The organism is Pseudaeromonas aegiceratis, assembly GCF_046254905.1.
In the GTDB taxonomy this organism is placed as follows: domain Bacteria; phylum Pseudomonadota; class Gammaproteobacteria; order Enterobacterales; family Aeromonadaceae; genus Pseudaeromonas; species Pseudaeromonas aegiceratis.
The window spans coordinates 2,490,458-2,512,287 of the sequence record NZ_CP158016.1 but is presented as its reverse complement, the minus strand read 5'-3'; the positions used below and the strand labels follow the sequence as shown (position 1 = coordinate 2,512,287).

22 protein-coding genes and 1 pseudogene are annotated in these 21,830 nt (G+C 59.9%); 20 read left to right on the top strand and 3 right to left on the bottom strand.

All coding sequences use genetic code 11. From position 1 onward, the window contains the following. The first annotated feature begins 5 nt into the window (after positions 1-5). From fliM to ABHF91_RS11720, 19 genes are all read left to right on the top strand, one after another. A complete protein-coding gene (gene fliM / locus ABHF91_RS11810) occupies positions 6-1,070 on the top strand; it encodes a flagellar motor switch protein FliM (protein WP_409420480.1) in 1,065 nt (354 codons plus the stop codon). Positions 1,071-1,073: 3 nt separating this feature from the next. Then, positions 1,074-1,457, top strand: a complete 384-nt coding sequence (gene fliN / locus ABHF91_RS11805; RefSeq protein ID WP_409420479.1) for a flagellar motor switch protein FliN — start codon at positions 1,074-1,076, stop codon at positions 1,455-1,457. After that, entirely contained in the window at positions 1,454-1,831 is a 378-nt protein-coding gene (fliO, locus tag ABHF91_RS11800) for a flagellar biosynthetic protein FliO (RefSeq protein ID WP_409420478.1), read from the top strand. The genes fliN and fliO overlap by 4 nt, the downstream gene beginning before the upstream one ends. Beyond that, a complete protein-coding gene (gene fliP / locus ABHF91_RS11795; protein WP_409420477.1) occupies positions 1,818-2,564 on the top strand; it encodes a flagellar type III secretion system pore protein FliP in 747 nt (248 codons plus the stop codon). The genes fliO and fliP overlap by 14 nt, the downstream gene beginning before the upstream one ends. A 1-nt stretch (position 2,565) precedes the next feature. Beyond that, positions 2,566-2,835, top strand: coding sequence for a flagellar biosynthesis protein FliQ (gene fliQ, locus ABHF91_RS11790; protein ID WP_409420476.1), 270 nt, complete (start codon positions 2,566-2,568; stop codon positions 2,833-2,835). Further along, entirely contained in the window at positions 2,832-3,611 is a 780-nt protein-coding gene (gene fliR / locus ABHF91_RS11785; RefSeq protein ID WP_409420475.1) for a flagellar biosynthetic protein FliR, read from the top strand. The genes fliQ and fliR overlap by 4 nt, the downstream gene beginning before the upstream one ends. Before the next feature lie 9 nt (positions 3,612-3,620). Then, a complete protein-coding gene (flhB, locus tag ABHF91_RS11780) occupies positions 3,621-4,754 on the top strand; it encodes a flagellar biosynthesis protein FlhB (RefSeq protein ID WP_409420474.1) in 1,134 nt (377 codons plus the stop codon). Positions 4,755-4,867: 113 nt separating this feature from the next. Beyond that, a complete protein-coding gene (flhA, locus tag ABHF91_RS11775; RefSeq protein WP_409420473.1) occupies positions 4,868-6,970 on the top strand; it encodes a flagellar biosynthesis protein FlhA in 2,103 nt (700 codons plus the stop codon). 15 nt (positions 6,971-6,985) lie between these two features. Next, entirely contained in the window at positions 6,986-8,365 is a 1,380-nt protein-coding gene (flhF, locus tag ABHF91_RS11770) for a flagellar biosynthesis protein FlhF (RefSeq protein WP_409420472.1), read from the top strand. Positions 8,366-8,378: 13 nt separating this feature from the next. Then, a complete protein-coding gene (locus ABHF91_RS11765; protein WP_409423113.1) occupies positions 8,379-9,248 on the top strand; it encodes a MinD/ParA family protein in 870 nt (289 codons plus the stop codon). Continuing rightward, positions 9,241-9,960: an RNA polymerase sigma factor FliA gene (locus ABHF91_RS11760; RefSeq protein ID WP_409420471.1), complete on the top strand. Its 720-nt coding sequence runs from the start codon at positions 9,241-9,243 to the stop codon at positions 9,958-9,960. Before ABHF91_RS11765 ends, ABHF91_RS11760 begins: the two co-directional genes overlap by 8 nt. A gap of 106 nt (positions 9,961-10,066) precedes the next feature. Beyond that, a complete protein-coding gene (cheY, locus tag ABHF91_RS11755) occupies positions 10,067-10,450 on the top strand; it encodes a chemotaxis response regulator CheY (protein ID WP_345011021.1) in 384 nt (127 codons plus the stop codon). Positions 10,451-10,460: 10 nt separating this feature from the next. After that, a complete protein-coding gene (locus tag ABHF91_RS11750; RefSeq protein ID WP_409420470.1) occupies positions 10,461-11,204 on the top strand; it encodes a protein phosphatase CheZ in 744 nt (247 codons plus the stop codon). A gap of 12 nt (positions 11,205-11,216) precedes the next feature. After that, positions 11,217-13,277, top strand: coding sequence for a chemotaxis protein CheA (locus ABHF91_RS11745; protein WP_409420469.1), 2,061 nt, complete (start codon positions 11,217-11,219; stop codon positions 13,275-13,277). A 27-nt stretch (positions 13,278-13,304) separates the two neighbouring features. Next, positions 13,305-14,456, top strand: a complete 1,152-nt coding sequence (locus ABHF91_RS11740; protein WP_409420468.1) for a chemotaxis response regulator protein-glutamate methylesterase — start codon at positions 13,305-13,307, stop codon at positions 14,454-14,456. An 83-nt stretch (positions 14,457-14,539) separates the two neighbouring features. Further along, on the top strand, positions 14,540-15,331 hold the full coding sequence (locus tag ABHF91_RS11735; RefSeq protein ID WP_409420467.1) for a ParA family protein: 792 nt from the start codon (positions 14,540-14,542) through the stop codon (positions 15,329-15,331). Further along, entirely contained in the window at positions 15,328-16,044 is a 717-nt protein-coding gene (locus ABHF91_RS11730) for a chemotaxis protein CheW (protein WP_409420466.1), read from the top strand. Before ABHF91_RS11735 ends, ABHF91_RS11730 begins: the two co-directional genes overlap by 4 nt. A gap of 71 nt (positions 16,045-16,115) precedes the next feature. Further along, entirely contained in the window at positions 16,116-16,604 is a 489-nt protein-coding gene (locus ABHF91_RS11725; RefSeq protein ID WP_409420465.1) for a chemotaxis protein CheW, read from the top strand. Between the two features lie 3 nt (positions 16,605-16,607). After that, positions 16,608-17,018, top strand: coding sequence for a DUF2802 domain-containing protein (locus ABHF91_RS11720; RefSeq protein ID WP_409420464.1), 411 nt, complete (start codon positions 16,608-16,610; stop codon positions 17,016-17,018). An 18-nt stretch (positions 17,019-17,036) separates the two neighbouring features. Here the strand turns inward: ABHF91_RS11720 and ABHF91_RS11715 are convergent. The 3 genes and pseudogenes from ABHF91_RS11715 to ABHF91_RS11705 all read right to left on the bottom strand — a co-directional run bounded on the left by ABHF91_RS11715 (position 17,037) and on the right by ABHF91_RS11705 (position 20,619). After that, positions 17,037-18,363: pseudogene (locus ABHF91_RS11715) on the bottom strand (IS4 family transposase). Between the two features lie 136 nt (positions 18,364-18,499). After that, a complete protein-coding gene (locus tag ABHF91_RS11710; protein WP_409420463.1) occupies positions 18,500-18,811 on the bottom strand; it encodes an EscU/YscU/HrcU family type III secretion system export apparatus switch protein in 312 nt (103 codons plus the stop codon). Then, the gene (locus ABHF91_RS11705; protein ID WP_409420462.1) at positions 18,808-20,619 is read right to left on the bottom strand and encodes a flagellar hook-length control protein FliK; all 1,812 of its coding nucleotides are present in this window, start codon (positions 20,617-20,619) and stop codon (positions 18,808-18,810) included. Before ABHF91_RS11705 ends, ABHF91_RS11710 begins: the two co-directional genes overlap by 4 nt. A 401-nt stretch (positions 20,620-21,020) precedes the next feature. Here ABHF91_RS11705 and ABHF91_RS11700 point away from each other — a divergent pair, with 401 nt between their 5' ends. After that, positions 21,021-21,821, top strand: a complete 801-nt coding sequence (locus ABHF91_RS11700; RefSeq protein ID WP_409420461.1) for a VacJ family lipoprotein — start codon at positions 21,021-21,023, stop codon at positions 21,819-21,821. Positions 21,822-21,830: the final 9 nt, after the last annotated feature.

The following is a 21,830-nucleotide window of genomic DNA, read 5'->3' as shown; positions in this document are numbered from 1 at the left end:
CAAGCGTGAGCGATCTGTTAACCCAGGACGAAATCGATGCCCTGCTCCACGGGGTCGATGAGGTCGAAGAGGAGGAGATACTCGGCGGCGAGCAGACCGGCGCCGTGGCGTTTGACTTCTCCTCCCAGGATCGTATCGTCCGGGGTCGCATGCCGACCCTGGAGCTGGTGAACGAACGTTTCGCCCGCCACATGCGCATCAGCCTGTTCAACATGATGCGGCGCACCGCCGAGGTCTCCATCAACGGGGTGCAGATGCTCAAGTTCGGCGAATACGTGCATACCCTGTTCGTGCCCACCAGTCTGAACATGGTGCGCTTCAGACCCTTGAAGGGCACGGCGCTCATCACCATGGAGGCGCGGCTGGTCTTCATCCTGGTGGAAAACTTTTTTGGCGGTGACGGCCGCTACCATGCCAAGATCGAAGGGCGTGAATTCACCCCCACGGAGCGGCGTATCATCCAGATGCTGCTCAAGCTGGTGTTCGAGGACTACAAGGAAGCCTGGGCCCCGGTGATGGATGTGGAGTTCGAGTACCTGGACTCGGAAGTGAACCCGGCCATGGCGAACATCGTCAGCCCCACCGAGGTCATCGTCGTCAGCTCCTTCCACATCGAGCTGGACGGTGGCGGCGGGGACTTTCACGTCGCCATGCCCTATTCCATGCTGGAGCCCATCCGGGAATTGCTGGATGCCGGGGTGCAGAGCGACAAGGGCGATACGGATCTGCGCTGGAGCAAGGCGTTGCGGGACGAGATCATGGACGTGCCGGTGAACATGCGGGTCAAGCTGCTGGAGACGGACGTCAGCCTGCGCCGGCTGATGGAGCTGCAGGCCGGCGACATCATTCCGGTGGAGATGCCGGAGTCCTTGCTGGTATTTGTGGAAGATTTGCCCACCTACCGGGCCAAGCTGGGGCGCACCAAGGAGAATGTGGCCATCAAGATCAGCGAGAAGATCAAGCGGCCCGAGTCGGTGAAGAGTGAAATGACCCTGGTGACCCGCAACGGCATTCGCCTGGACGGCATGGCCGAGCTGGAAGCCCTGGAACGCAGTATTGAGGACGAATAATAGATGGATGATCAAGATTTGATGGCCGATGCCTGGGCCGCGGCCCTGGGCGAGCAGAGCGACGGGGAGGCCAAGCGGGCCGAACTCGAGGAGCTCAAGGAGGAGAATCCGCTGAGCCAGGAGGAGCGGCGCAAGCTGGATACCATACTCGACATCCCGGTCACCATCACCATGGAGGTGGGCCGCAGCCAGATCAGCATCCGCAACCTGTTGCAACTGAACCAGGGCTCGGTGGTGGAACTGGATCGCATCGCCGGTGAACCGCTGGATGTGCTGGTCAACGGCACCCTGATCGCCCACGGAGAGGTGGTGGTGGTCAACGACAAGTTCGGTATCCGCCTGACGGACGTCATCAGCCAGAACGAACGGATCAAGAAGCTTAAATGAGTAGCATGGATTCTCTCGGCGCCGCAGCCAGTGGGGCCCTGGCCGCCTCGCCGGCCAGCCTGGGGGCCAGCGGCCTCACCAGCTGGCTGCTGAGCTGCGCCCTGGTCATCGGGCTCATCCTGGCCCTTGGCTGGCTATTGAAGAAGACCCGTCTCAACACCCGGCTCAACGGCTCCGGCCTCAAGGTGGTCACCAGCCTGGCCCTGGGTTACAAGGAGCGGCTGCTGGTGGTGCAGGTGGGTCAGCAGCAGCTGCTGATCGGTGCCACACCGCAACAGATCTCCTTGCTCTGCCAACTGGATGAACCGCTGGAGCCGGGCGCGCCCTTTGCCCAGCAGCTGCGTAAGGTACTTAAGCAAGATGAAACGGATTAACTGGTGCTGGCTGCTCCTGGCACTGGTGGCGCCAGGGATCTGGGCCCAGACCGGGCTCTCGGCGGTCACCGTCACCACCTCGCCGGACGGCTCGCAGGAGTACTCCTTGACCCTGCAGGTGCTGGCGCTGATGACGGCCCTGACCTTCCTGCCCTCCATCGTCATCATGATGACCTCCTTCACCCGCATCATAGTGGTGTTGTCCATCCTCCGGCAGGCTATGGGCCTGCAACAGAGTCCGCCCAACCAGATCCTCATCGGCATCGCCCTGTTCCTGTCGTTGTTTATCATGACGCCGGTGCTGGATCGGATTAACGACGAGGCGCTGCAGCCCTATCTGGCGGAATCCATCACGGCCCAGGAGGCCTTGACCCGGGCGGAGCAGCCGTTGCGGCAGTTCATGTTGGGGCAGACCCGCATCAAGGATCTCAACACCTTCGTGGATATCGCCGGGGTGGAGGTAGACAAGCCGGCCGACGTGCCCATGCGGGTGTTGATCCCCGCCTTCATGACCAGCGAGCTCAAGACGGCTTTCCAGATGGGCTTCATGCTGTTTCTGCCCTTCCTGGTCATCGACCTGGTGGTGGCCAGTATCCTGATGGCCATGGGGATGATGATGCTCTCGCCCATGCTGATCTCGTTGCCGTTCAAGCTGATGCTGTTCGTGCTGGTGGATGGCTGGACCCTCATCATGGGCTCTCTGGCCACCAGTTTTGGCATGGGGAGCGGCTAACATGGAGCCGGAAGCCTTTATCGATGTCTTTCGTGAGGCCCTGGGGCTGGTGAGCCTGCTGGTGGCGGCCTCCATTCTGCCCAGTCTGCTGGTGGGCCTGGTGGTCTCCATCTTCCAGGCGGCCACCTCCATCAACGAACAGACCCTAAGCTTCCTGCCGCGTCTGCTGGTGACCCTGGCGGCGCTGGCGCTGGGGGCCCATTGGGGCCTAAGAACCCTGATGGAGTTCTTCCAGACCATAGTGCACCAGATCCCCGAGGTCTTGGGATGAACTACCCGGCGCCGCTCATCATGGAGTGGCTGGCGGCCTACCTGTGGCCGTTTTGCCGGATTTCGGCCATGTTGATGACCATGATCATCCTGGGCTCCGAAACCGTCTCCCCCATAGTGCGGGTCAAGCTGGGTGTCCTGATCACCGTCGCCATCGCCCCCCTGTTGCCCGCCATGCCGGCCATCGAGCTGTTCAGCCTCAACGGCTTCTTGGTCACCATCAGCCAACTGCTGATCGGCATCGCCCTGGGGCTGACCTCCCAGTTTCTGATCCAGACCTTCATCCTCGCCGGCCAGGTGATCGCCATGCAGACGGGGCTGGGGTTTGCCTCCATGGTGGATCCCATCAACGGGGGCTCCACCCCGGTGATCGGCCAGTTTTATCTGATGCTGGGTACCCTGGTGTTTTTCGCCATCGATGGCCATCTGACCATGATACGGCTGGTAACCTTGAGCTTTCACAGCCTGCCGGTGGCCCTCTCGGGGCTCTCGGTGGGGGCCTTGCAGGAGCTGGTAAATTTTGGCGCCGTGATGTTCCAGGCCGCCCTGGCGGTCTCCCTGGCGGCCATCATCGCCATGCTGATCATCAACTTCTCCTTCGGGGTGATGACCCGGGCGGCACCGCAGCTGAATATCTTCAGCCTGGGCTTTGCCATCAGCATGGTGTGCGGCCTGCTGATCCTGTGGCTCTCCCTGGGCAATTTCCTCGATCACTACCTGAGCCACTGGAACCGGGTGCAGAGCCTGATGTGTTCCATGGTCAAGCTGAACTGCTAGGGGGCGCAGATGGCAGAGTCAGATGGTCAGGAACGTACAGAAGCCCCCACAGGCCGACGATTAACCCAGGCCCGGGAGAAGGGGCAGATCGCCCGTTCCAAGGAGGCGGGGACGGCCGCCGTGCTGGTGGCCGGCATAGTGGGCTTGATGCTGACCGGGCGTTCCCTGGGGCTCGCCTTGCTGGAGGTGTTCCACAGCAGTTTCAGCCTGGAGCGCGAGGGGGTGTTCGATCCCCAGCTGATGATTGATGCCCTGGCCACCCATATGGCTCAGGTGCTGTGGCCCATGTTGAGCTGGTTTGCCGTGGTGTTGCTGGCCGCCATCCTGGGCAACACCCTGCTGGGGGGCATCAACTTCAGCAGCCAGGCCATGATGCCCAAATTCAGCAAGCTCAATCCCATGAATGGCATCAAGCGGATGTTCGGGGTCCAGTCATTGGTGGAATTGCTGAAGTCCATCGCCAAGGTGGTTTTCATCGGCACCATGGCGACCTTGCTGATCCGCAGCAACCTGCATCATCTCCTCAACCTGTCCACCGAGCAGCTCTCCTCCGGCTTGAAGGATGCCCTGGATCTCTTGTTGTGGGTGGGGTTGGGGATCTGTTGTTCCCTGTTGCCCATCGTCGCCATCGATGTGCCCTTCCAGCTGTGGAACCATACCCGCCAGCTGAAGATGACCAAGCAGGAAGTTAAAGACGAATACAAGGATGTCGAGGGTAAGCCCGAGGTCAAGGGGCGGCTTCGGCGCATGCAATACGAGATGGCCAACCGTCGCATGATGGCCGAGGTGCCCAAGGCGGACGTGGTGGTGACCAACCCGACCCACTTCGCGGTGGCGCTCAAGTACGATCGCACCAAGCCCAAGGGGGCGCCTGTGGTGGTGGCCAAGGGGGTGGACGAGGTGGCCATGAAGATCCGGGAGATTGCCCGGGAGCACAAGATAGCCCAGGTGGCCTCGCCAGCCTTGGCGCGGGCCATCTATCACACCACCAAGCTGGAGCAGGAGATCCCGGATGGCCTCTTCATGGCGGTGGCCCAGATCCTGGCCTATGTCTATCAGCTGCAAGCCTTCCAGGCGGGCAAAGGGAATCGTCCGACTCCTCTCCCGGAGGAGTTTCCCATCCCAAACGAACTCAGGCACTGATGTTTTTTTGACGCCAAGCTGAGCGTCGAAAAGAAAAAACCATAATTCAATCACTTATCTGGTGGCTTATTAATTGCATAATAAGGGCACCTGGATCTAATGATTGAAGCCTGATGGATATACGAGCCCTGTTCACCAATGCCGGTCAGTTCCGCGGCCTGCTCAACAAGGGGGTGGGGACCCCCCTGCTGGTGTTGGCCAGCCTGGGGATGGTGGTGCTGCCCATGCCCGCCTTCCTGCTGGATATCCTGTTTACCTTCAATATCGCCCTGGCGCTGGTGGTGCTGCTGGTGGCGGTCTACAGTCGCCGTCCCCTGGACTTCGCGGCGTTTCCCACCGTGCTGCTGGTGGCGACCCTGCTGCGTCTGGCGCTGAACGTGGCGTCCACCCGGGTGGTGCTGCTGGAGGGGCATAACGGCGGCGCGGCCGCCGGTCACGTGATCGAAGCCTTCGGTAACGTGGTGATTGGCGGCAACTACGCCGTGGGGCTTATCGTCTTCATCATCCTGATGATCATCAACTTTGTGGTGGTCACCAAGGGGGCCGGGCGTATCTCAGAGGTGAGTGCACGCTTCACCCTGGATGCCATGCCCGGTAAGCAGATGGCCATCGACGCCGATCTGAATGCGGGTCTCATCAATCAGGATGAGGCCAAGCGGCGGCGGTTGGATGTCACCATGGAGGCGGATTTTTACGGCTCCATGGACGGTGCCTCCAAGTTCGTCAAGGGCGATGCCATTGCCGGCATCATGATCCTGTTTATCAACATCATCGGCGGTTTCATCATAGGTATGGTTCAGCATGGCCTGAGCTTTGGCGAGGCGACGGAGATCTATACCCTGCTGACCATAGGTGACGGCCTGGTGGCCCAGATCCCGTCCCTGCTGCTCTCCATCGCCGCCGCCATCATAGTCACCCGGCAAAACGCCGAGCAGGACATGGGGGAGGTGGTGCTCACCCAGATGTTTGATGAGCCCAAGTCGCTCATCATCGCCGCCGGTGTGCTGTGCATCATGGGTCTGGTGCCGGGCATGCCCCATTTCTCCTTCCTCTCCTTGGCGGCCCTGGCCGGCTTCGCGGCCTGGTGGTTACTGCGCAAACGCCGCCTGGCCCAGGAGGCCAGCCGGGCCCAGGCCCTGGCGCCGGTGGAGAGCAAGGGCGTGCCGGAGCTCAAGGAGCTGAGCTGGGACGATGTGACCCCGGTGGACATCATAGGTCTGGAGGTGGGCTACCGGCTCATTCCCATGGTGGATCGCGCCCAAGGTGGCGAGCTGCTCAACCGGGTGAAGGGGGTGCGGAAGAAGCTTTCCCAGGAACTGGGCTTCCTGATCCCACCTGTGCATATCCGTGACAACCTGGATCTGGCGCCCAACCAGTACCGCATCATACTGATGGGGGTCAGCAGTGGGGAGGCGGAGGTCTATCACGACCGTGAGATGGCCATCAATCCGGGTCAGGTGTTCGGTAGTCTGCAGGGCATCGAGACCAAGGACCCGGCCTTTGGCCTGGACGCCATCTGGATCGGCCGGGACCAGGTGGATCAGGCCCACAGCCTGGGCTATACGGTGGTAGATGCGGCGACCGTCATCGCCACCCACATGAGCCAGCTGTTGGCCAACCATGCCGCCGAGCTGCTGGGGCATGAAGAGGTGCAGAACCTGCTGGACATGGTGGGGCGTGCCCAGCCCAAGCTGGTGGAAGGGCTGATCCCGGGGACCCTCTCCCTGGGCAACCTGACCAAGGTGCTGCAGAACCTGCTGGGGGAAGGGGTGCCCATCCGGGACATGCGGACCATACTGCAGACCCTGATCGAGTATGCGCCCCGCAGTCAGGATACCGATGTGCTGACCGCCGCCTGCCGCATCGCCTTGCGCCGCCTGATCGTGCAGGAGGTGGCCGGCGGCGAGTCCGTCATCCCGGTCATCACGCTGGCGCCAGATTTGGAACGTATTTTGCATCAGTCCCTGCAAGCCGGTGGCCCAGAAGGCGCCGGCATCGAGCCAGGGTTGGCGGAACGCATGCAGCGCTCCTTGACCGAAGCCACGCAGAAGCAGGAGCTGGAAGGCCAGGCCGCCATTCTGCTGACCTCCGGCGTGCTGCGGACTACCCTGGCGCGATTCGTCAAGAATGCCATTCCGGGTTTGCGAGTCCTCTCTTATCAGGAGGTGCCGGATGACAAACAGATCCGCATCGTCTGTGCCGTGGGGCAGCAGTAACCCCTGGAGGTTTAGGTGAAGATTAAACGGTTTTTTGCCAAGGATATGCGCACGGCTCTGGCCGAGGTCAAGGAGACCTTGGGGCCAGATGCCGTCATCATGTCCAACAAGAAAGTCTCCGGCGGTATCGAAATCGTGGCGGCAGTGGATTACCAAACGGCGCCACCCGCTACGCCGCCCCAGCCGGCTGGACTTCCCGCCATGGCAGATGACAGCGTCAAACTCTCGTCAAAAGCCAAAAAAATGGAGGCTTATTCCGAGCACTCCGGCTTGAATAGTCAAAATCCTGACGGGAAGGAGAGCTTCGCCGAGTCATTGAGTGCCTTGCTGGCCCGCCAGCAAAGCCAATCTCGCCCCGTCGGGGGCCCGCGTACCCTGGCGGAGCAATCCCAGTTTCCAGAGCCGGAGCCGGTTCGCCGTCCCGCTCAGCGTCAAGCGGCCACGCCGGCTCCCCGCGACAAGGAGATGGAGGCCATGCGTGAAGAGATGGCCTCCATCCGCAAGCTGTTGCAGCACCAACTCTCCGGTCTTATGTGGCAGGAGGTGGAACGCCGCGAGCCGGTGCGCGCCTTGCTGATCAAGCAGTTGGTGAAGGGTGGCTTCCCCGAGTCCTTTGCCGATCAGCTGGCCGCCGTGGTGCCCGAAGAGATGCCGGTGCACGAGGCCTGGCAGCTGCTGCAACAGCAGTTGGAAGAACAGCTGCGCACCGGCAAGGACGATATCCTGGCCCAGGGCGGTGCCGTGGCGCTGCTCGGCCCCACCGGGGTGGGTAAGACCACCACCATCGCCAAGCTGGCGGCGCGCTTTGCCCTCAAGTATGGGGCCGATCAGGTCGCTCTTATCACCACGGACCACTATCGTATCGGTGCCCATGAGCAGTTGCAGACCTATGGTCGCATCATGGGCTGTCAGGTGCGCTCCGTCAGCGATGAGGAAGAGTTGTCCGCGGCCCTGTATCAGTTACGTAATCGTCGTCTGGTATTGATCGATACCGCCGGCATGGGGCAGCGTGACGTGCGGCTGTGTGAGCAGCTCGATACCCTGGTCAAGAATGCCAGGGTCCGGATCAAGAGTTACCTGGTCTTGCCGGCCACGTCCCAGCGGCGGGTGCTGCAAGAAGCGGTGGAGCATTTTCGCCGGGTTCCCATCAACGGCTGCATTCTGACCAAGCTGGATGAGAGTCTGAACCTGGGGGAGGTGCTCAGCGTCTGCATTCAAAATGCCCTGCCCATCAGCTATGTCACCAACGGCCAGCGTGTCCCGGAGGATCTTGAGCTGGCCAATGCGCCCCGGTTGGTCGCGGCCGCATTGCAGCAAATGGATGACGAAGGCGCCCGTCCCTATTTTTGGGGAAGTGAGGCCGATGAAGGCGATCACGCGGAGTTTTATGAGTAATATGAATCAACAGATGGATCAAGCCAGCGGTCTGCGCAGAATGCGTCAAAACAACAGAGTCAAGGTGGTGGCCGTTACCGGCGGCAAGGGCGGTGTCGGCAAGTCCAACGTCACCCTGAATGTGGCCGTGGCCATGGCGGCCCAGGGCAAGCGGGTACTGGTACTGGATGCTGACTTGGGCCTGGCCAACATAGACGTCATGTTGGGGCTGCGGGTGCGGCGCAACCTGTCTCATGTGCTGTCCGGGGAATGTACCCTGGATGAGGTGATCGTCGAAGGTCCCCACGGTCTGATGATCATTCCCGCCACCTCGGGGACCCAGTCCATGGTGGAACTCTCCGCCGCCGAGCACGCCGGCCTCATTCGTGCCTTTAGCGAGCTCAAGACCCCGGTGGATGTGCTGCTGGTGGATACGGCGGCCGGTATCTCCGACATGGTGCTCAGTTTCGCCAGGGCGGCGCAGGACATCATGGTGGTGGTGTGTGATGAGCCGACCTCCATCACGGATGCCTATGCGTTGATGAAGCTGCTGACGCGTGAATACGGGGTGTTTCGCTTCAAGGTGGTGGCCAACATGGTTCGCAGCCTGCGGGAGGGGCAGGAGCTGTTTAGCAAGTTGACCCGGGTGACGGACCGCTTCCTGGACGCTTCCTTGGAGCTGGTGGCCTGTATTCCCTATGACAATAACGTTCGCCAGGCGGTGAGAAAGCAAAAAGTCATCGTTGATGCGTTTCCCAAATCCCCCGCCGCCTTGGCATTTCGCGCCCTGGCCAATAAGGTGGCCAGTTGGCCGACACCCAACCAGCCGGGGGGACATCTGGAATTCTTCATCGAGACATTGCTGCAAAAACAGCCGGTGATGCAGGAAGAGATACGTGAATAAAGCGCAAGCCTATGTCAGGCAGCAGGATGCTGCTGCCCTGATCGAACGCCACGCGCCACTGGTCAAACGGATTGGGCAACATCTGCTGGCGCGCTTGCCCAGCAGTGTTCAGCTGGATGATCTTATCCAGGCAGGCATGATCGGTCTGCTGGAGGCCTCCCGCAACTTCGATGGGAGCAAGGGGGCCAGTTTTGAAACCTATGCCGGCATCCGGATCCGGGGTGCCATGATCGATGAGATCCGACGGGGTGATTGGGTACCGCGCTCCGTCCATCGCAACAGTCGCATGATTTCCGAGGCCATCGATGCGGTGGAACAATCCTTGGGGCGTGATGCCCGAGACAAGGAGGTGGCCGACCATCTGAGTCTCTCTTTGGATGAATACCATGGGATGCTCAATGATGCGGCCTGTGGCCGTATCATAGGTATCGAGGATCTGGGGGTCAGCCTGGATGTGCTGGGTGATGCTCCAGATGACACCGAAGAGGGGGAGTCCTATGCCGGTCTGGCTGGCGAGCGTTTTCAATCCGCACTGGCACAATGCATTGATGGTTTGCCAGAGCGGGAGGCGCTGGTACTCTCTCTGTATTACGATGAGGAGCTTAATCTCAAGGAAATTGGGCAAATCTTGAGCGTTAGTGAGTCCCGAGTCAGTCAGATCCACTCCCAGGCTATGCACCGTGTCCGGGCCAGAATGAAAGATTGGTACTGAACGCACAGTTGCTCCGCTACAATCAATCGTAAGTGTCAGGCATAATTAATTCAGGTTGTTTCAAGCTTTTCTTGGTCGTTAATTGGCGACCAATCAGGAGGATACATTGGATAAGAACATGAAGATCCTAATCGTTGATGATTTCTCAACGATGCGCCGGATTATCAAGAACTTGCTCCGCGATTTGGGTCTGAACAACACCCATGAGGCCGATGATGGCAATACGGCCCTGCCAATGTTGAAAAACGGTGATTTCGAATTCGTTGTGACCGATTGGAACATGCCTGGCATGCAAGGGATCGACTTGCTTAAGGCCATTCGTGCCGACGAAAAACTCAAGCATCTTCCTGTGCTGATGGTCACTGCCGAAGCCAAGCGCGAGCAGATCATCGAAGCCGCTCAGGCTGGTGTGAACGGTTATATTGTGAAACCCTTTACAGCCGCCACCCTCAAGGAAAAGCTCGACAAGATCTTCGAGCGAATTGGCTAACGGGGTGGGCATGACGGTCAAAGCGCCACTCATCAACCTCGAGCAAGCCAGACAGCTGGTCATGTTTCTCGAAGCCGGCCAGCAGCAAGAGGCCGAAGCCCTGCTAGCCGACATCTGTGTTCCTAACGTGAATACGCTGTTCGCGAAGGTCGGCCAGCTGACGCGTCAACTGCACACATCACTGCAAGAGTTCAGACTGGATCCCAGGCTGACCGACCTCGCCAACCAAGACATTCCCGACGCCCGCGCGCGCCTCAATTATGTGATCGAGATGACGGATAAGGCTGCCAACCGCACCATGGATGCGGTGGACGCCTGTCTTCCCTTGGCGGATCAACTCAGTGAGCGCATTCTGGCCGTTCGGCCGGGATGGGACCATCTGATGACCCGGCGCCTCGATCTGCTGCAGTTCAAGCAGCTTTGTCATCAGCTGGACGACCATATCAAGCAGTCGGAGCATGACGCCAATCGGTTACGGGAACTGCTCACCGAAATTCTGATGGCGCAGGATTTTCAGGATTTGACTGGCCAAATGATCCGCAAGGTCATCTCGTTAGTCCATGAGGTAGAGAGCCAGCTGGTAGAGATACTGACCATGTTCGGGGATCAGTTTGAGGCGGCAAGTGAGGCTCCGACCCCGCCGCCGCGCAGTGGTATTGAGGCGGAAGGGCCTATCCATAACAAAGACGAACGACCTGACGTGGTAGCCAGCCAGGACGATGTAGATGATTTGCTGTCAAGCTTAGGATTCTGAGGGAGTTAAAGAATGGGCTTTGATGTTGATGAGGATATCCTGCAGGACTTTCTGGTAGAGGCCTCCGAGATCCTGGAACAACTCTCCGAACAGTTGGTGGATCTGGAGAAACGTCCAGATGATCGGGATTTGCTCAATGCCATCTTCCGGGGATTCCACACCGTCAAGGGGGGGGCCGGGTTCCTCTCGCTGACCGAGCTGGTGGACATTTGTCACGGCGCCGAAAACGTCTTCGATATTCTGCGCAATGGCCAGCGTCCCGTGGATGCCGAGCTGATGGATGTGATACTGCAGGCGCTCGACACCATCAATGCCATGTTTGCCCAGGTCCAGAATCGTGAGCCCTTGGATCCGGCGGATGCTGGATTGCTCCATGCCCTGCATGATCTCAGTCAACCCGCCTCGGCCGCAGAACTGGCTGCCAAGCAGGCCAAGCCCGCTCCTGCACCAGAGCCCGAAATCAGCCTGCCGGCAAGTGAGGCCAACACGGGGGGCAGCATCGACGACATCACCGAGGATGAATTTGAGCGGTTGCTGGATGAGTTGCACGGCTCGGGTAAGGCCCCTGGGAGTCAGGCTGAGGTGGTCAGCGAAGAGGGGGACATCACGGATGATGAATTCGAGGCCTTGCTGGACCAGCTGCACGGCAAGGGCGCCCACGGGGGCATGCCGGTCAACCCGGCGGCGCAGGCGCAACAAGAAGCCGACGGACTGATCGACGACGACGAGTTCGAGCGGCTGCTGGACGAATTGCATGGCAAGGGCAAAGCCCCTGGGACCCAGCTCGAGGAGGGCGCCGCCCATGCGGCACCCGAGGAAGAGAAGCCGGTGCATGCTGAGGCGGCTCACGTCGCGGCGCCTAAGTCGGCGCCTGCCGCTCAGCCGGTGGCGGCCAGCCAGGCCGAAACCACGGTGCGGGTGGATACCCGCACCCTGGATGTCATCATGAACATGGTGGGCGAGCTGGTGCTGGTGCGTAACCGCTTGGTGAGTCTGGGGATCGCCAGCAACGATGAAGAGATGAGCAAGGCGGTCTCCAATCTGGATGTGGTCACGGCGGACCTGCAGGGTGCCGTGATGAAGACCCGCATGCAGCCCATCAAGAAGGTGTTTGGCCGTTTTCCCCGGGTGGTGCGCGATCTGGCGCGCAGCCTGAAAAAAGAGATCAACCTGGTGATGGAAGGGGAGGAGACCGATCTCGACAAGAATCTGGTTGAGGCCCTGGCCGATCCCTTGGTGCACCTGGTACGTAATTCCTGCGATCACGGGGTCGAGTTGCCGGAGATCCGCGCCAAGGCGGGTAAACCCAAGGTGGGGACCATCACCCTCAGCGCCTCCCAAGAAGGGGATCATATCCTGCTGTGCATCGAAGATGATGGCGCGGGTATGGATCCTGAGAAGCTCAAGCAGATCGCCATCAAGCGCGGGATCCTGGATCAGGATGCTGCCACCCGCATGAGCGACAACGAAGCCTACAACCTCATCTTCGCCCCAGGGTTCTCCACCAAGCAGGAGATTTCCGATATTTCAGGGCGTGGCGTGGGGATGGATGTGGTCAAGACCAGCATCAGCCAGCTCAATGGTTCCGTATATATTCATTCCGAGCTGGGGGTGGGCACGCGTCTTGAGATCAAGGTGCCGCTGACCCTGGCCATTCTGCCGACCCTGATGATTGAGGTGGGTGAGCAGACCTTTGCCCTGCCCCTGACCAACGTCAACGAGATATTCCATCTGGACCTGGGGAACTCCAAGATGGTGGATGGCCAGTTGACCATCATAGTGCGGGATAAGGCGATCCCCCTGTTCTATCTGCAGGATTGGCTGGTGCGGGCCCGGGACCGTAAACCCACCCGACGCGACAAGGGGCACGTGGTCATTGTGCAGATCGGTGCCAAGCAGGTGGGTTTTGTGGTGGACAACCTGATCGGCCAGGAAGAGGTGGTTATCAAGCCGTTGGACAAGTTGTTGCACGGCACGCCCGGTATGGCCGGCGCCACCATCACGAGCGATGGTGGGATTGCCCTGATCCTGGATATTCCGAGCCTGCTGAAGGCCTATGCTCGTCGTCGATGATGAGCTCCAGACGAGAATTGCAACGAGATGGCAGTAAAAGTATTAGTTGTTGATGACTCAAGTTTCTTCCGTCGCAGGGTATCTGAAATTATCAATCAGGACCCCATGATGGAGGTCATCGACACGGCCAAAAATGGCAAAGAAGCCGTGGAAAAGGCGGCGTCTTTGCGCCCGGATGTCATCACCATGGACATTGAGATGCCGGTGATGGATGGCATCTCGGCCGTGCGTGAAATCATGGCGAAAACGCCGACGCCTATCCTGATGTTCTCCTCCCTGACCCATGATGGGGCCAAGGCGACGCTGGATGCGTTGGATGCCGGGGCCTTGGATTTCTTGCCAAAGAAGTTTGAGGACATTGCCCGGGACAAGGAAGAGGCGATTAGCCTGCTGCAACAGCGGGTAAAGGCCATCGCCCGTCGCCGTGTGTTTGCCAGTCCCGCACGGCATGTTCCTGTCGGTGGCAGCTCTGCCACCCCGAGCCCGGCGGGAGGCGCGACCTCCTCATTGCGTGCGCCCCTGAGAACACCGCTGTCTACATCCACCCCAGAACGCAGCAGTGGCACGGCACCCTCAGCGCCCGCCAATTTTAAACGCTCTGGCAAACAGTATCAGCTGATGGCCATCGGGACCTCTACCGGTGGTCCGGTGGCGCTGCAGACCGTGTTGACCCAATTGCCGGCAGATTTCCCGCATCCTATTTTGCTGATCCAGCATATGCCGGCGACCTTTACCGCGGCGTTTGCCTCTCGTCTCAATGGCCTGTGTAAGATCGCCGTGAAGGAGGCCGAAGATGGCGATGTGCTGCGGCCCGGTACCGCCTATCTGGCACCCGGGGGGCGGCAGATGCTGGTGGACGGGCGGCCTGGCGGGGCCCGCATCCGCATCATGGATGGCAATGATAAGGTCAACTACAAGCCTTGCGTCGACATCACCTTTGCCTCTACCGCCAAAATCTATGGCGACAAGGTGCTGGCTATCGTGCTGACGGGCATGGGGGCTGACGGCCGGGATGGGGCGCGTCTGCTGCATGGCCATGGATCTGTGATTTGGGCACAGGACGAAGCCAGTTGCGTGGTTTACGGCATGCCCCAGGCCGTGGTGAAGGCGGGTCTGGCCGCGGAGGTGCTGCCGCTGGACAAGATTGCACAACGCATCATGGTCGAGATCAAAGGCTGACGCCGATTTCCTCTGTCTTACTTTTTCAAGTGGTACCTCTGCGCCGACAGGCCACCCTCAGCCTGTGACGAAAGGAATGAAACATGCTGGTATGGACGATTGCGAATCAGAAGGGTGGTGTTGGCAAAACCACGACGGTAGTGACACTGGCGGGCTTGCTGGCCAAGCAAGGCAAGCGGGTGTTGCTGCTGGATATGGACCCTCACGGCTCGCTGACCAGTTATCTCAATTTTGACTCCGACCTGCTGGATGGCACTCTGTACGAGCTGTTCCAGTCTGCTCAGCCCAGCCGTGATCAGGTTCTCCGCTTGACCCTCAACACGGCCTTTGAGCGCATCGCCCTGCTGCCGGCCTCCATCACCCTGGCTACCCTGGATCGCTCCTTGGGTAACCGGGATGGCATGGGGCTGGTGATCAAACGAGCATTAGCGTGCGTCGAGCAAGACTTTGATGCGGTATTGATCGACTGTCCGCCGGTGCTGGGGGTCATGATGGTCAATGCCCTGGCGGCCAGTGACCGAATCTTGGTACCGGTACAGACGGAGTTTCTGGCGCTCAAGGGGCTTGAGCGCATGGTGAAAACCTTTGATATCATGCAAAAATCCCGCTCGACACCGTTTCGTTACACCATAGTCCCAACCATGTTTGATAAGCGCACCAAGGCGTCGCTGCAGACGCTGCAGGCCATCAAGGGGGAGTACGGTGATGTGGTGTGGAGTTCGGTGATCCCCATCGACACCAAGTTCCGGGATGCCAGCCTGCAGCATGTACCGCCGTCTATCTATGCCCCAGAGTCCCGAGGCAGCCACGCCTACGGCACCTTGCTTAATTATTTGCTGCAGCTGGAGCTTGAAGCCGGCAAGGAGCCTGCATGAGTCAATCGTCGCAATTTAAGGCGATGGAAGATTACTTCCAGTCCTTGCTCAATGAGGGGGCGCCTGAGCCAAGCCGGGCGGAGCCTGCACCGCAAGTCCCTGTGCCTGCGGTCGTGGCGAAGCCGACCCTGGAAAAACCTCGGCAGGCCGAGTTGGAACAGTTGCTGGCCAAGGTGCCGGTAACCAAGCCGACGGTGGCGGCGCCCGTGCAAGCCGCCAAGCCCGCGGTGCCCAGGACGCCAGCCGCGCCCCCGCCTGTGGTGTGGCAGAACATCCAGACGGAACGGGAATTTCAGGCGTTGTTTTTCAGCGTGGCCGGCATCACCTTTGGGGTGCCGTTGACCGAGCTGGGGGGGATCCACCAGCTCGGGAAACTCAATACCCTGTTTGGCAAGCCAGCCTGGTTTGCCGGGGTCATGACCCAGCGGGAACAGCAGTTAAACGTGGTCGACACCGGGCGCTGGATCATGCCGGAACAGGACGCCACCCCGGATTATCAGTACCTGATCATGCTGGGTGACAGTGCCTGGGGCTTGGCCTGCCATGAGTTGATGGGAACCGAATGGCTCAGTCGAGACCAGATAAAATGGCGCGACAAGGCAGGTAAGCGTCCCTGGCTGGCGGGGATGGTGAAAGATAAGATGTGCGCCTTGCTCCACGTGCGGGAGTTGCTCACACTATTGAAACAAGGCGTCAATATCGATGGCGTCTGATATCGCTCGTCACATTAATCATTGCTAGTGTTGGTTTAAAACGCCCAGTACAGGAATTAAAGGAAGGCAAAATGAATCAGAAACGAAATGTTGCGCAGAACATTGCCGAAGATGAAGTGCTGCAGTGGGTGACCTTTCAGCTGGACAAGGAGACGTACGGTATCAATGTAATGCAAGTGCAAGAAGTGCTGCGTTACACCGAGATTGCGCCGGTTCCCGGTGCACCGGATTACGTCATCGGTATCATCAACCTGCGCGGCAATGTGGTTACCGTTATCGATACTCGCTCGCGCTTCGGTCTGCCGCCGGCGGAGATCAGTGACAATTCCCGTATCGTCATCATAGAGGCAGACAAGCAGGTGATCGGTATTCTGGTGGATAGCGTGGCCGAAGTGGTTTATCTGCGTTCCTCCGAGATCGATGTGGCGCCCAGCGTGGGAACCGAGGAGAGCTCCAAGTTTATTCAGGGCGTGAGCAACCGGGATGGCGAGCTGCTGATCCTGGTGGATCTCAACAAGTTGCTTAGCGACGAAGAGTGGGATGAGTTGAGCCAGCTGTAATCGATGGATAGCCTGATCCTGTTGTTCCTATTAGTCACGCTGGCGCTGGCGATAGCCTGCGCCGGCATCCTTTTTTTGTGGCGCCAGATCACCCGTTTGCAACGCAAGCTTTCCGCCATGGAGTTGCTGATCAAGGAGTTGAGTCGGGTCAAGGAGAGTACGCGCAAGCAACTGACCGAATTGCATGCCAATGCATTGGGGGTGGGGCTGAAAGTGGGTGAGGTGGAAAAGGCCATCCTGGCGGTGGCGGAGCGTCAGCAGGAGCTCAGCCACCAAGACCCGGAACGAAAGCTCTACAGTCGGGCGGCCAAGATGGTGGAGTTGGGGGCTGGCATCGATGAAATCATGGCCGAATGCGAAATCCCCAAGGCCGAGGCCGAACTGCTTATTTCTATGCGTGCAAAAGGAAGGTAATCCCTTAATGCCAGTCAGTTAAGCCTGACTGGCATTGTTTTTACTAGGTTTTCTCGTCGCATACTTCTGTGGTTTGGCTTTGACACACCTGGGATAACTTCGTTCTCGGCGGGCAGGTAACTTGAACTGCTCCGCCTGTTTGTCCATGTCGGCGACGCGGGCTGGAATATTCCCCGGTGATACGAACGGCAGGCAACTGAGCTCATGCAGCAGATACACCGATGCCATGTGAAAGCTCAACTGGCTGGCCGTATAGCCTTTTAAGCTCGCCGCCATTCTAACCATCTGATATCTCAGCAGGTTATAGGCCAATACCAAGCCCCATAGCTCTTGTCTTACTCCGTCTGCCTTCTTGCTGCGCAGCGTCAGCCTGTGCTGTTGCAGGCTCTGTTTCATCTCCCGATAGCCCAGCTCGATTTCCCAGCGATTCTGGTATAGCTCCATCAACTCGCTGGCCGGGAAGCGCATCGGGTCGGTTAGCGACGTCAGCACCTGGCGCTCCTTGCCATTCACCGTCCGGGTCAGCAGCCGGGCTTCGAATTGCTCCGGTAACTCGCTCCACTTCTTCTTGGCCTGCGGACTGGCGGTGAGACGTACCAGCTCATCCTGCCGCCCCAGCTTGCGGATGACCTCGTATTGCGTGCCCTTCTTCAGCGGAATAAGCCAGTGACGGGCGATGCCCTGGCTTTGCCAGGCGTGTAGTAATCCCAGTGAGTAGAAGCCCTTATCGAACAGGGTCAGGCTGTTATCGGGTGTTTTTTCAATGAGTTGCTCTGCCAGCACCATCTCGTTCACCGCACAGGAGTCCATCACCGTCTGGGTCAGCAGGTGGCTGGTCAGCTCCATCTGACACAACATGCGTACCTGGGGATACTGCGTCTCGCCCTGGCCGGTTTTCGACTTGGCAAAGGCACCGGCATTGTCCTGGGTATCGGGGGTGCGCCAGACCACCCCATCGACGGCCAGCAGCTGCAAGCCGGCCCAGGTGGGGTGCTGACACTGCTGATGCCAGAGCGTAGCGGTCTGCTGGAACACCTGTTGAACGGCTCGGTCAGCCAGTTTTTGGCGCGCCTGGATGAAGGCACTGGGAACGACGAATGGCCGGTCGCCGGGTAACAGGATATCGAGCTGGTTGGCCAATTGGGTCATGGGGACGACGAAACAGGGACATACCGATAATGGCCCACAGCACCCGCTCCATAGGCATGCGCCGTCGGCGCAGGGTGACAGACCCGGTCTCGGCCAGGCAGGCCTGCACCAGTTCAGGTGACAGCAGGTCAGACAGGGACTCAAATTTTCCGGGAGGACAGGCGTGAATGAAGTCGAGAGCTTGGTCGATGCGCATAAAAAAATCCGAAACCCAACAAGGAGTTTCGGATTTTTACACAGCCTGAGGATCGGTCAATGGATCCTTAACTGATCGGCATTAAGGTAATCCCTTCCTTTTTTCTTTTGTGCCCGTGACGAGGCTATTGTCTTGCTCAGGCCTGGGTGTCCAAGCCGCTAGCACCATCCGGCCGCCGCCAATGGTCCGGGAAGCGGCCTTGCAGCAAGAAGGAGTAGGCCAGGATCTCGGCGATCACCACATAGAGCGCGGGCGGTATCTGCTCGCCGTCCTGAAGGCCCAGCAGACGCTCCAGCAGTTGGGGGTCTTCGTGGATATAGAGCCCTTCCTCTCTGGCCATCGCCAGTATTTGCTCCGCCATTTCGCCACTCCCCCGACCACTGACGTGGGGGGCCTGCTGGCCGTCATACCGTAGGCCTATCGCCTGTTTGTCCTGCTTGTCGTTCATATATGAATAGAGAGTCCATCGGTGGCCGGCGGCGTGGCGGGTTGGGGGGGCTTCACCTTGCCCTGACGACAGTGGAAGCCGGTGGATTGCAGTCCCAGCGTGGCGAAGCGTGACTCGAGCTGGGGCAGGGTCTGCCTGACCCGCTCGGCGCCTTTGGCCTGCTCAGCGATCACCATGATACCTATGTCGGGGATCTGGAGGCGCACCTTGATCTGCAAGGGGCCCACCCCCTCGGGCTCCAGATAGAAGCTCAGTAGCCAATGATACTCCTGCTCGTTCTTGCCCCCGCGTTGCAGGGTGAGGGAGGGCTCATGTGGCTGTTGTGGTGTGGTGGGGAGCGGGCACAGCCAGGCTTGATTGGGGGCGGTGACATCTTGATGAGCCGTTTGGCGCTGCTCTACCAACTGCAGGCTCGCCTCACCTAACCGGCTGAGTAAGCGGTGGCCCAGCTGGAGCTCATCTTGCGGGGCCGGCGGTGTGGGCGTGGCCGTTTGGCTGGAGGTGGCCTGGGCCAGGCGTTGACTCAGTAGCTGTGTCAGCCAGCGTTGCAAGCCCTGTCCGAGGGCCGTGTCGTTGGCGAGAGGTGCACTCATAAACCTCAGCCATTGCTCCACCTGCTGGGGGCTGTCCAGTGATGGTTGCAGGTCGGCGGCCAATTGCATTAGGTGGGGCCTTAGCTGGCTGGGCAGGGCCAGGGTGTTGCTGCCACCCAGTAGTCGCATCAGCTGCGGCAGGGCAGACTCAAGGGGACGGATATCGCCGGCGCCGCTGAGCCTGGTGTCGGGTGCCGTGTCGTCTGGCAGGCCAGCCAGCTGCAACAGGTGCGCCCAACTGAGTTTGTCGCCCAGGGGCGACCGGGCGGAGGCTGCCGCCGTCGGGGTCATTAGGGCAGCGGGAGCCGGCCGCTGTGACTGTAACAGTATCTTGACACCCTGCAGCAGCGCGCGGCTCAGCGGTGGGGGAGCGTCACCGGCCTGGTCAGTCGTGGAGGACAAGGCCGCGCCGGCTGGCGCCTTGGGCGACTGGCTGGCCACCGCTTCCGCCTTGGCCTGGGGCGCGATGTCAGACTGAGTCTGTTGCCTGGCGGCGTTGCCCGAGGTGGTGGCCTGGGGTTGTAGCAAGGGCAGCGTGGCTTTTAGCAGCCCAGGGAGTTGCCGTGGGCTGAGGGGCGACGATGCGGACTTGTCTGGTGGCGATGCGTCCGCTTGGCTGGGCAGGGTCACCTTGGCCTGTTGGCGAAACTGTTGCTGCTCTTGCGTGCTGAGCTGTGCCATCAGTCTGGGGTGCTGGGACAACAGCTGCAGGGCCCACTGCAACAGGGCTCGTCCCAGGGGTGGTTGCAGCTGGAGCAATTGTTGAAGTGTGCTGGTCGGCTGACCCGCTCCGAGCGGGGAGGATGCGGGCGTCGGCTGGTTGGCATCGGGGACGGGCGGGGGGCTCTGTTCAACCGGCACGGATAGCCCCTGACGCAGGCTGGGCTCCAGCTTGAGCAGCTGGGGCAGCAGACGGTTCAGCCACTGCATGGCGGGTCCGCTATCCTGACTGGGTTTGGCGGCCTGCGGCACTGTGGTTGTGCCATCGTGTTGCAGCAGCACCAAAGGTAGCTGGCGCAGCAGGGTTTGCAGGCTCTGCGTCAGGGCTGGCGGGAGCTGTCCCTGGGTTGGGGAGACCTGCTGCAGGAACTGTTCGAGCAAGGGCCGGGCGAGGGGCGTCAGCTTGGCGGCCTGCGGCCCGTTGGCAACAGGTGTTTCGGTTTCCTCGGCGGAGGCGGGGGTGACGCGCTCCGGCTGCCAATGGATCGATGACACGCGAGTCCTCTTGGGTTGTGTTACTGGGGGCTATACCAACCGCGCACATTCATGCTGTGCTGGCCTTATGACTGTAACGCGACCAAGGTGACCAGGGTAGTCTTGCGAGCTTGATGCTGACCCACGTTGTCATCCTGGTTTTACAGTGCCCACCTTCGTGGATGAAGGGCCTCTTGCCACTCATCTTCTTATCGGCAAAGGCCGTCATCTCTTGATGAGGGCCAGGATCTTGCTGTGGCACGGGCGGGGCGCTGGCCGAATGCCGATCGGCGAGGCAGTAAAGAAAGCCGCACGCAATCACACTTTTGGACAATAATCCCTTATAATCGACCGCTTAAGTTAGTGCAGCGGTAACCGCTGACCGCGTGGGGAAAGAAATGCAGTTTTCTTATCGTGCCTTAATGTTTGTGTTGTCCTTCGTCCTGGCGCCAGCCCTGTGGGCGGAGACGACCAATCAACAGGAGTTGGCGCTCTCAGACAGTTCGCCGGTAGCGCCTACCGGCACTCGGCTTTACCGGGGACCCGGCGGCTCCAGCGATCATTTCGAGTCGATCAATCGCGGCTTCTGGTGGTTTAACTACGACATCATGGATCGCAAGGCCGTGCGTCCCGTGGTGCACTGGTATGCCGATTCGGTACCGGCGCCCTTGCGCGATGGCGTCGCCAATTTTGCCAACAACTTTGAAGAGCCCAATAACTTCGTCAACAACCTGCTGGTGTGGAACTTGCGTGGCTCGTTTGGCAGCGTCTTTCGCTTCATGGTGAATACGACCGTGGGGCTGGGGGGCTTCATCGACGTGGCAACCCGCCTGGGGGTGGAACGGAACACCATGGAGATGACCACAGTGCTGGGTAAGTGGTCGTTCGATCAGGGGCCCTACATCATGTATCCCGTCTATGGTCCCAGCACAGTGCGCAGCACGGTTGGGGACGTGGTGGACGGCTTATATTTCCCGTTCAGCGAGATGACCTTCCTGATGAAGGCGGCGCGTTGGGGGCTGGACGGCCTCTCTGTGCGCAGTCAGATGATCCCGCAGGAGCCCATGCTGGACAACTCCCTGGATCCCTACGCCAACATTCGCGATTTCTACCTGCAGTATGAAGAGGCCAAGGTGGAGGGGCAGGCCGGTCCCCAGAGCCTGACGCCTGCCGAGTCGGCGGATCCTGGGCTGGATGACTATCTGGATGAGATAGATGAGTGAGCCCAGTCC

What these genes read in the sequence shown, in the direction of transcription:
- ABHF91_RS11700 (WP_409420461.1), top strand. Translation starts at nt 21,021, where the DNA reads ATGTTTGTGTTGTCCTTCGTCCTGGCGCCAGCCCTGTGGGCGGAGACG.
- ABHF91_RS11735 (WP_409420467.1), top strand. Translation starts at nt 14,540, where the DNA reads ATGCTGGTATGGACGATTGCGAATCAGAAGGGTGGTGTTGGCAAAACC.
- ABHF91_RS11740 (WP_409420468.1), top strand. Translation starts at nt 13,305, where the DNA reads ATGGCAGTAAAAGTATTAGTTGTTGATGACTCAAGTTTCTTCCGTCGC.
- ABHF91_RS11765 (WP_409423113.1), top strand. Translation starts at nt 8,379, where the DNA reads ATGGATCAAGCCAGCGGTCTGCGCAGAATGCGTCAAAACAACAGAGTC.
- ABHF91_RS11710 (WP_409420463.1), bottom strand. Translation starts at nt 18,811, where the DNA reads ATGAACGACAAGCAGGACAAACAGGCGATAGGCCTACGGTATGACGGC.
- ABHF91_RS11730 (WP_409420466.1), top strand. Translation starts at nt 15,328, where the DNA reads ATGAGTCAATCGTCGCAATTTAAGGCGATGGAAGATTACTTCCAGTCC.
- fliQ (WP_409420476.1), top strand. Translation starts at nt 2,566, where the DNA reads ATGGAGCCGGAAGCCTTTATCGATGTCTTTCGTGAGGCCCTGGGGCTG.
- ABHF91_RS11745 (WP_409420469.1), top strand. Translation starts at nt 11,217, where the DNA reads ATGGGCTTTGATGTTGATGAGGATATCCTGCAGGACTTTCTGGTAGAG.
- fliR (WP_409420475.1), top strand. Translation starts at nt 2,832, where the DNA reads ATGAACTACCCGGCGCCGCTCATCATGGAGTGGCTGGCGGCCTACCTG.
- flhB (WP_409420474.1), top strand. Translation starts at nt 3,621, where the DNA reads ATGGCAGAGTCAGATGGTCAGGAACGTACAGAAGCCCCCACAGGCCGA.
- fliN (WP_409420479.1), top strand. Translation starts at nt 1,074, where the DNA reads ATGGATGATCAAGATTTGATGGCCGATGCCTGGGCCGCGGCCCTGGGC.
- fliO (WP_409420478.1), top strand. Translation starts at nt 1,454, where the DNA reads ATGAGTAGCATGGATTCTCTCGGCGCCGCAGCCAGTGGGGCCCTGGCC.
- fliP (WP_409420477.1), top strand. Translation starts at nt 1,818, where the DNA reads ATGAAACGGATTAACTGGTGCTGGCTGCTCCTGGCACTGGTGGCGCCA.
- flhA (WP_409420473.1), top strand. Translation starts at nt 4,868, where the DNA reads ATGGATATACGAGCCCTGTTCACCAATGCCGGTCAGTTCCGCGGCCTG.
- ABHF91_RS11720 (WP_409420464.1), top strand. Translation starts at nt 16,608, where the DNA reads ATGGATAGCCTGATCCTGTTGTTCCTATTAGTCACGCTGGCGCTGGCG.
- ABHF91_RS11750 (WP_409420470.1), top strand. Translation starts at nt 10,461, where the DNA reads ATGACGGTCAAAGCGCCACTCATCAACCTCGAGCAAGCCAGACAGCTG.
- ABHF91_RS11725 (WP_409420465.1), top strand. Translation starts at nt 16,116, where the DNA reads ATGAATCAGAAACGAAATGTTGCGCAGAACATTGCCGAAGATGAAGTG.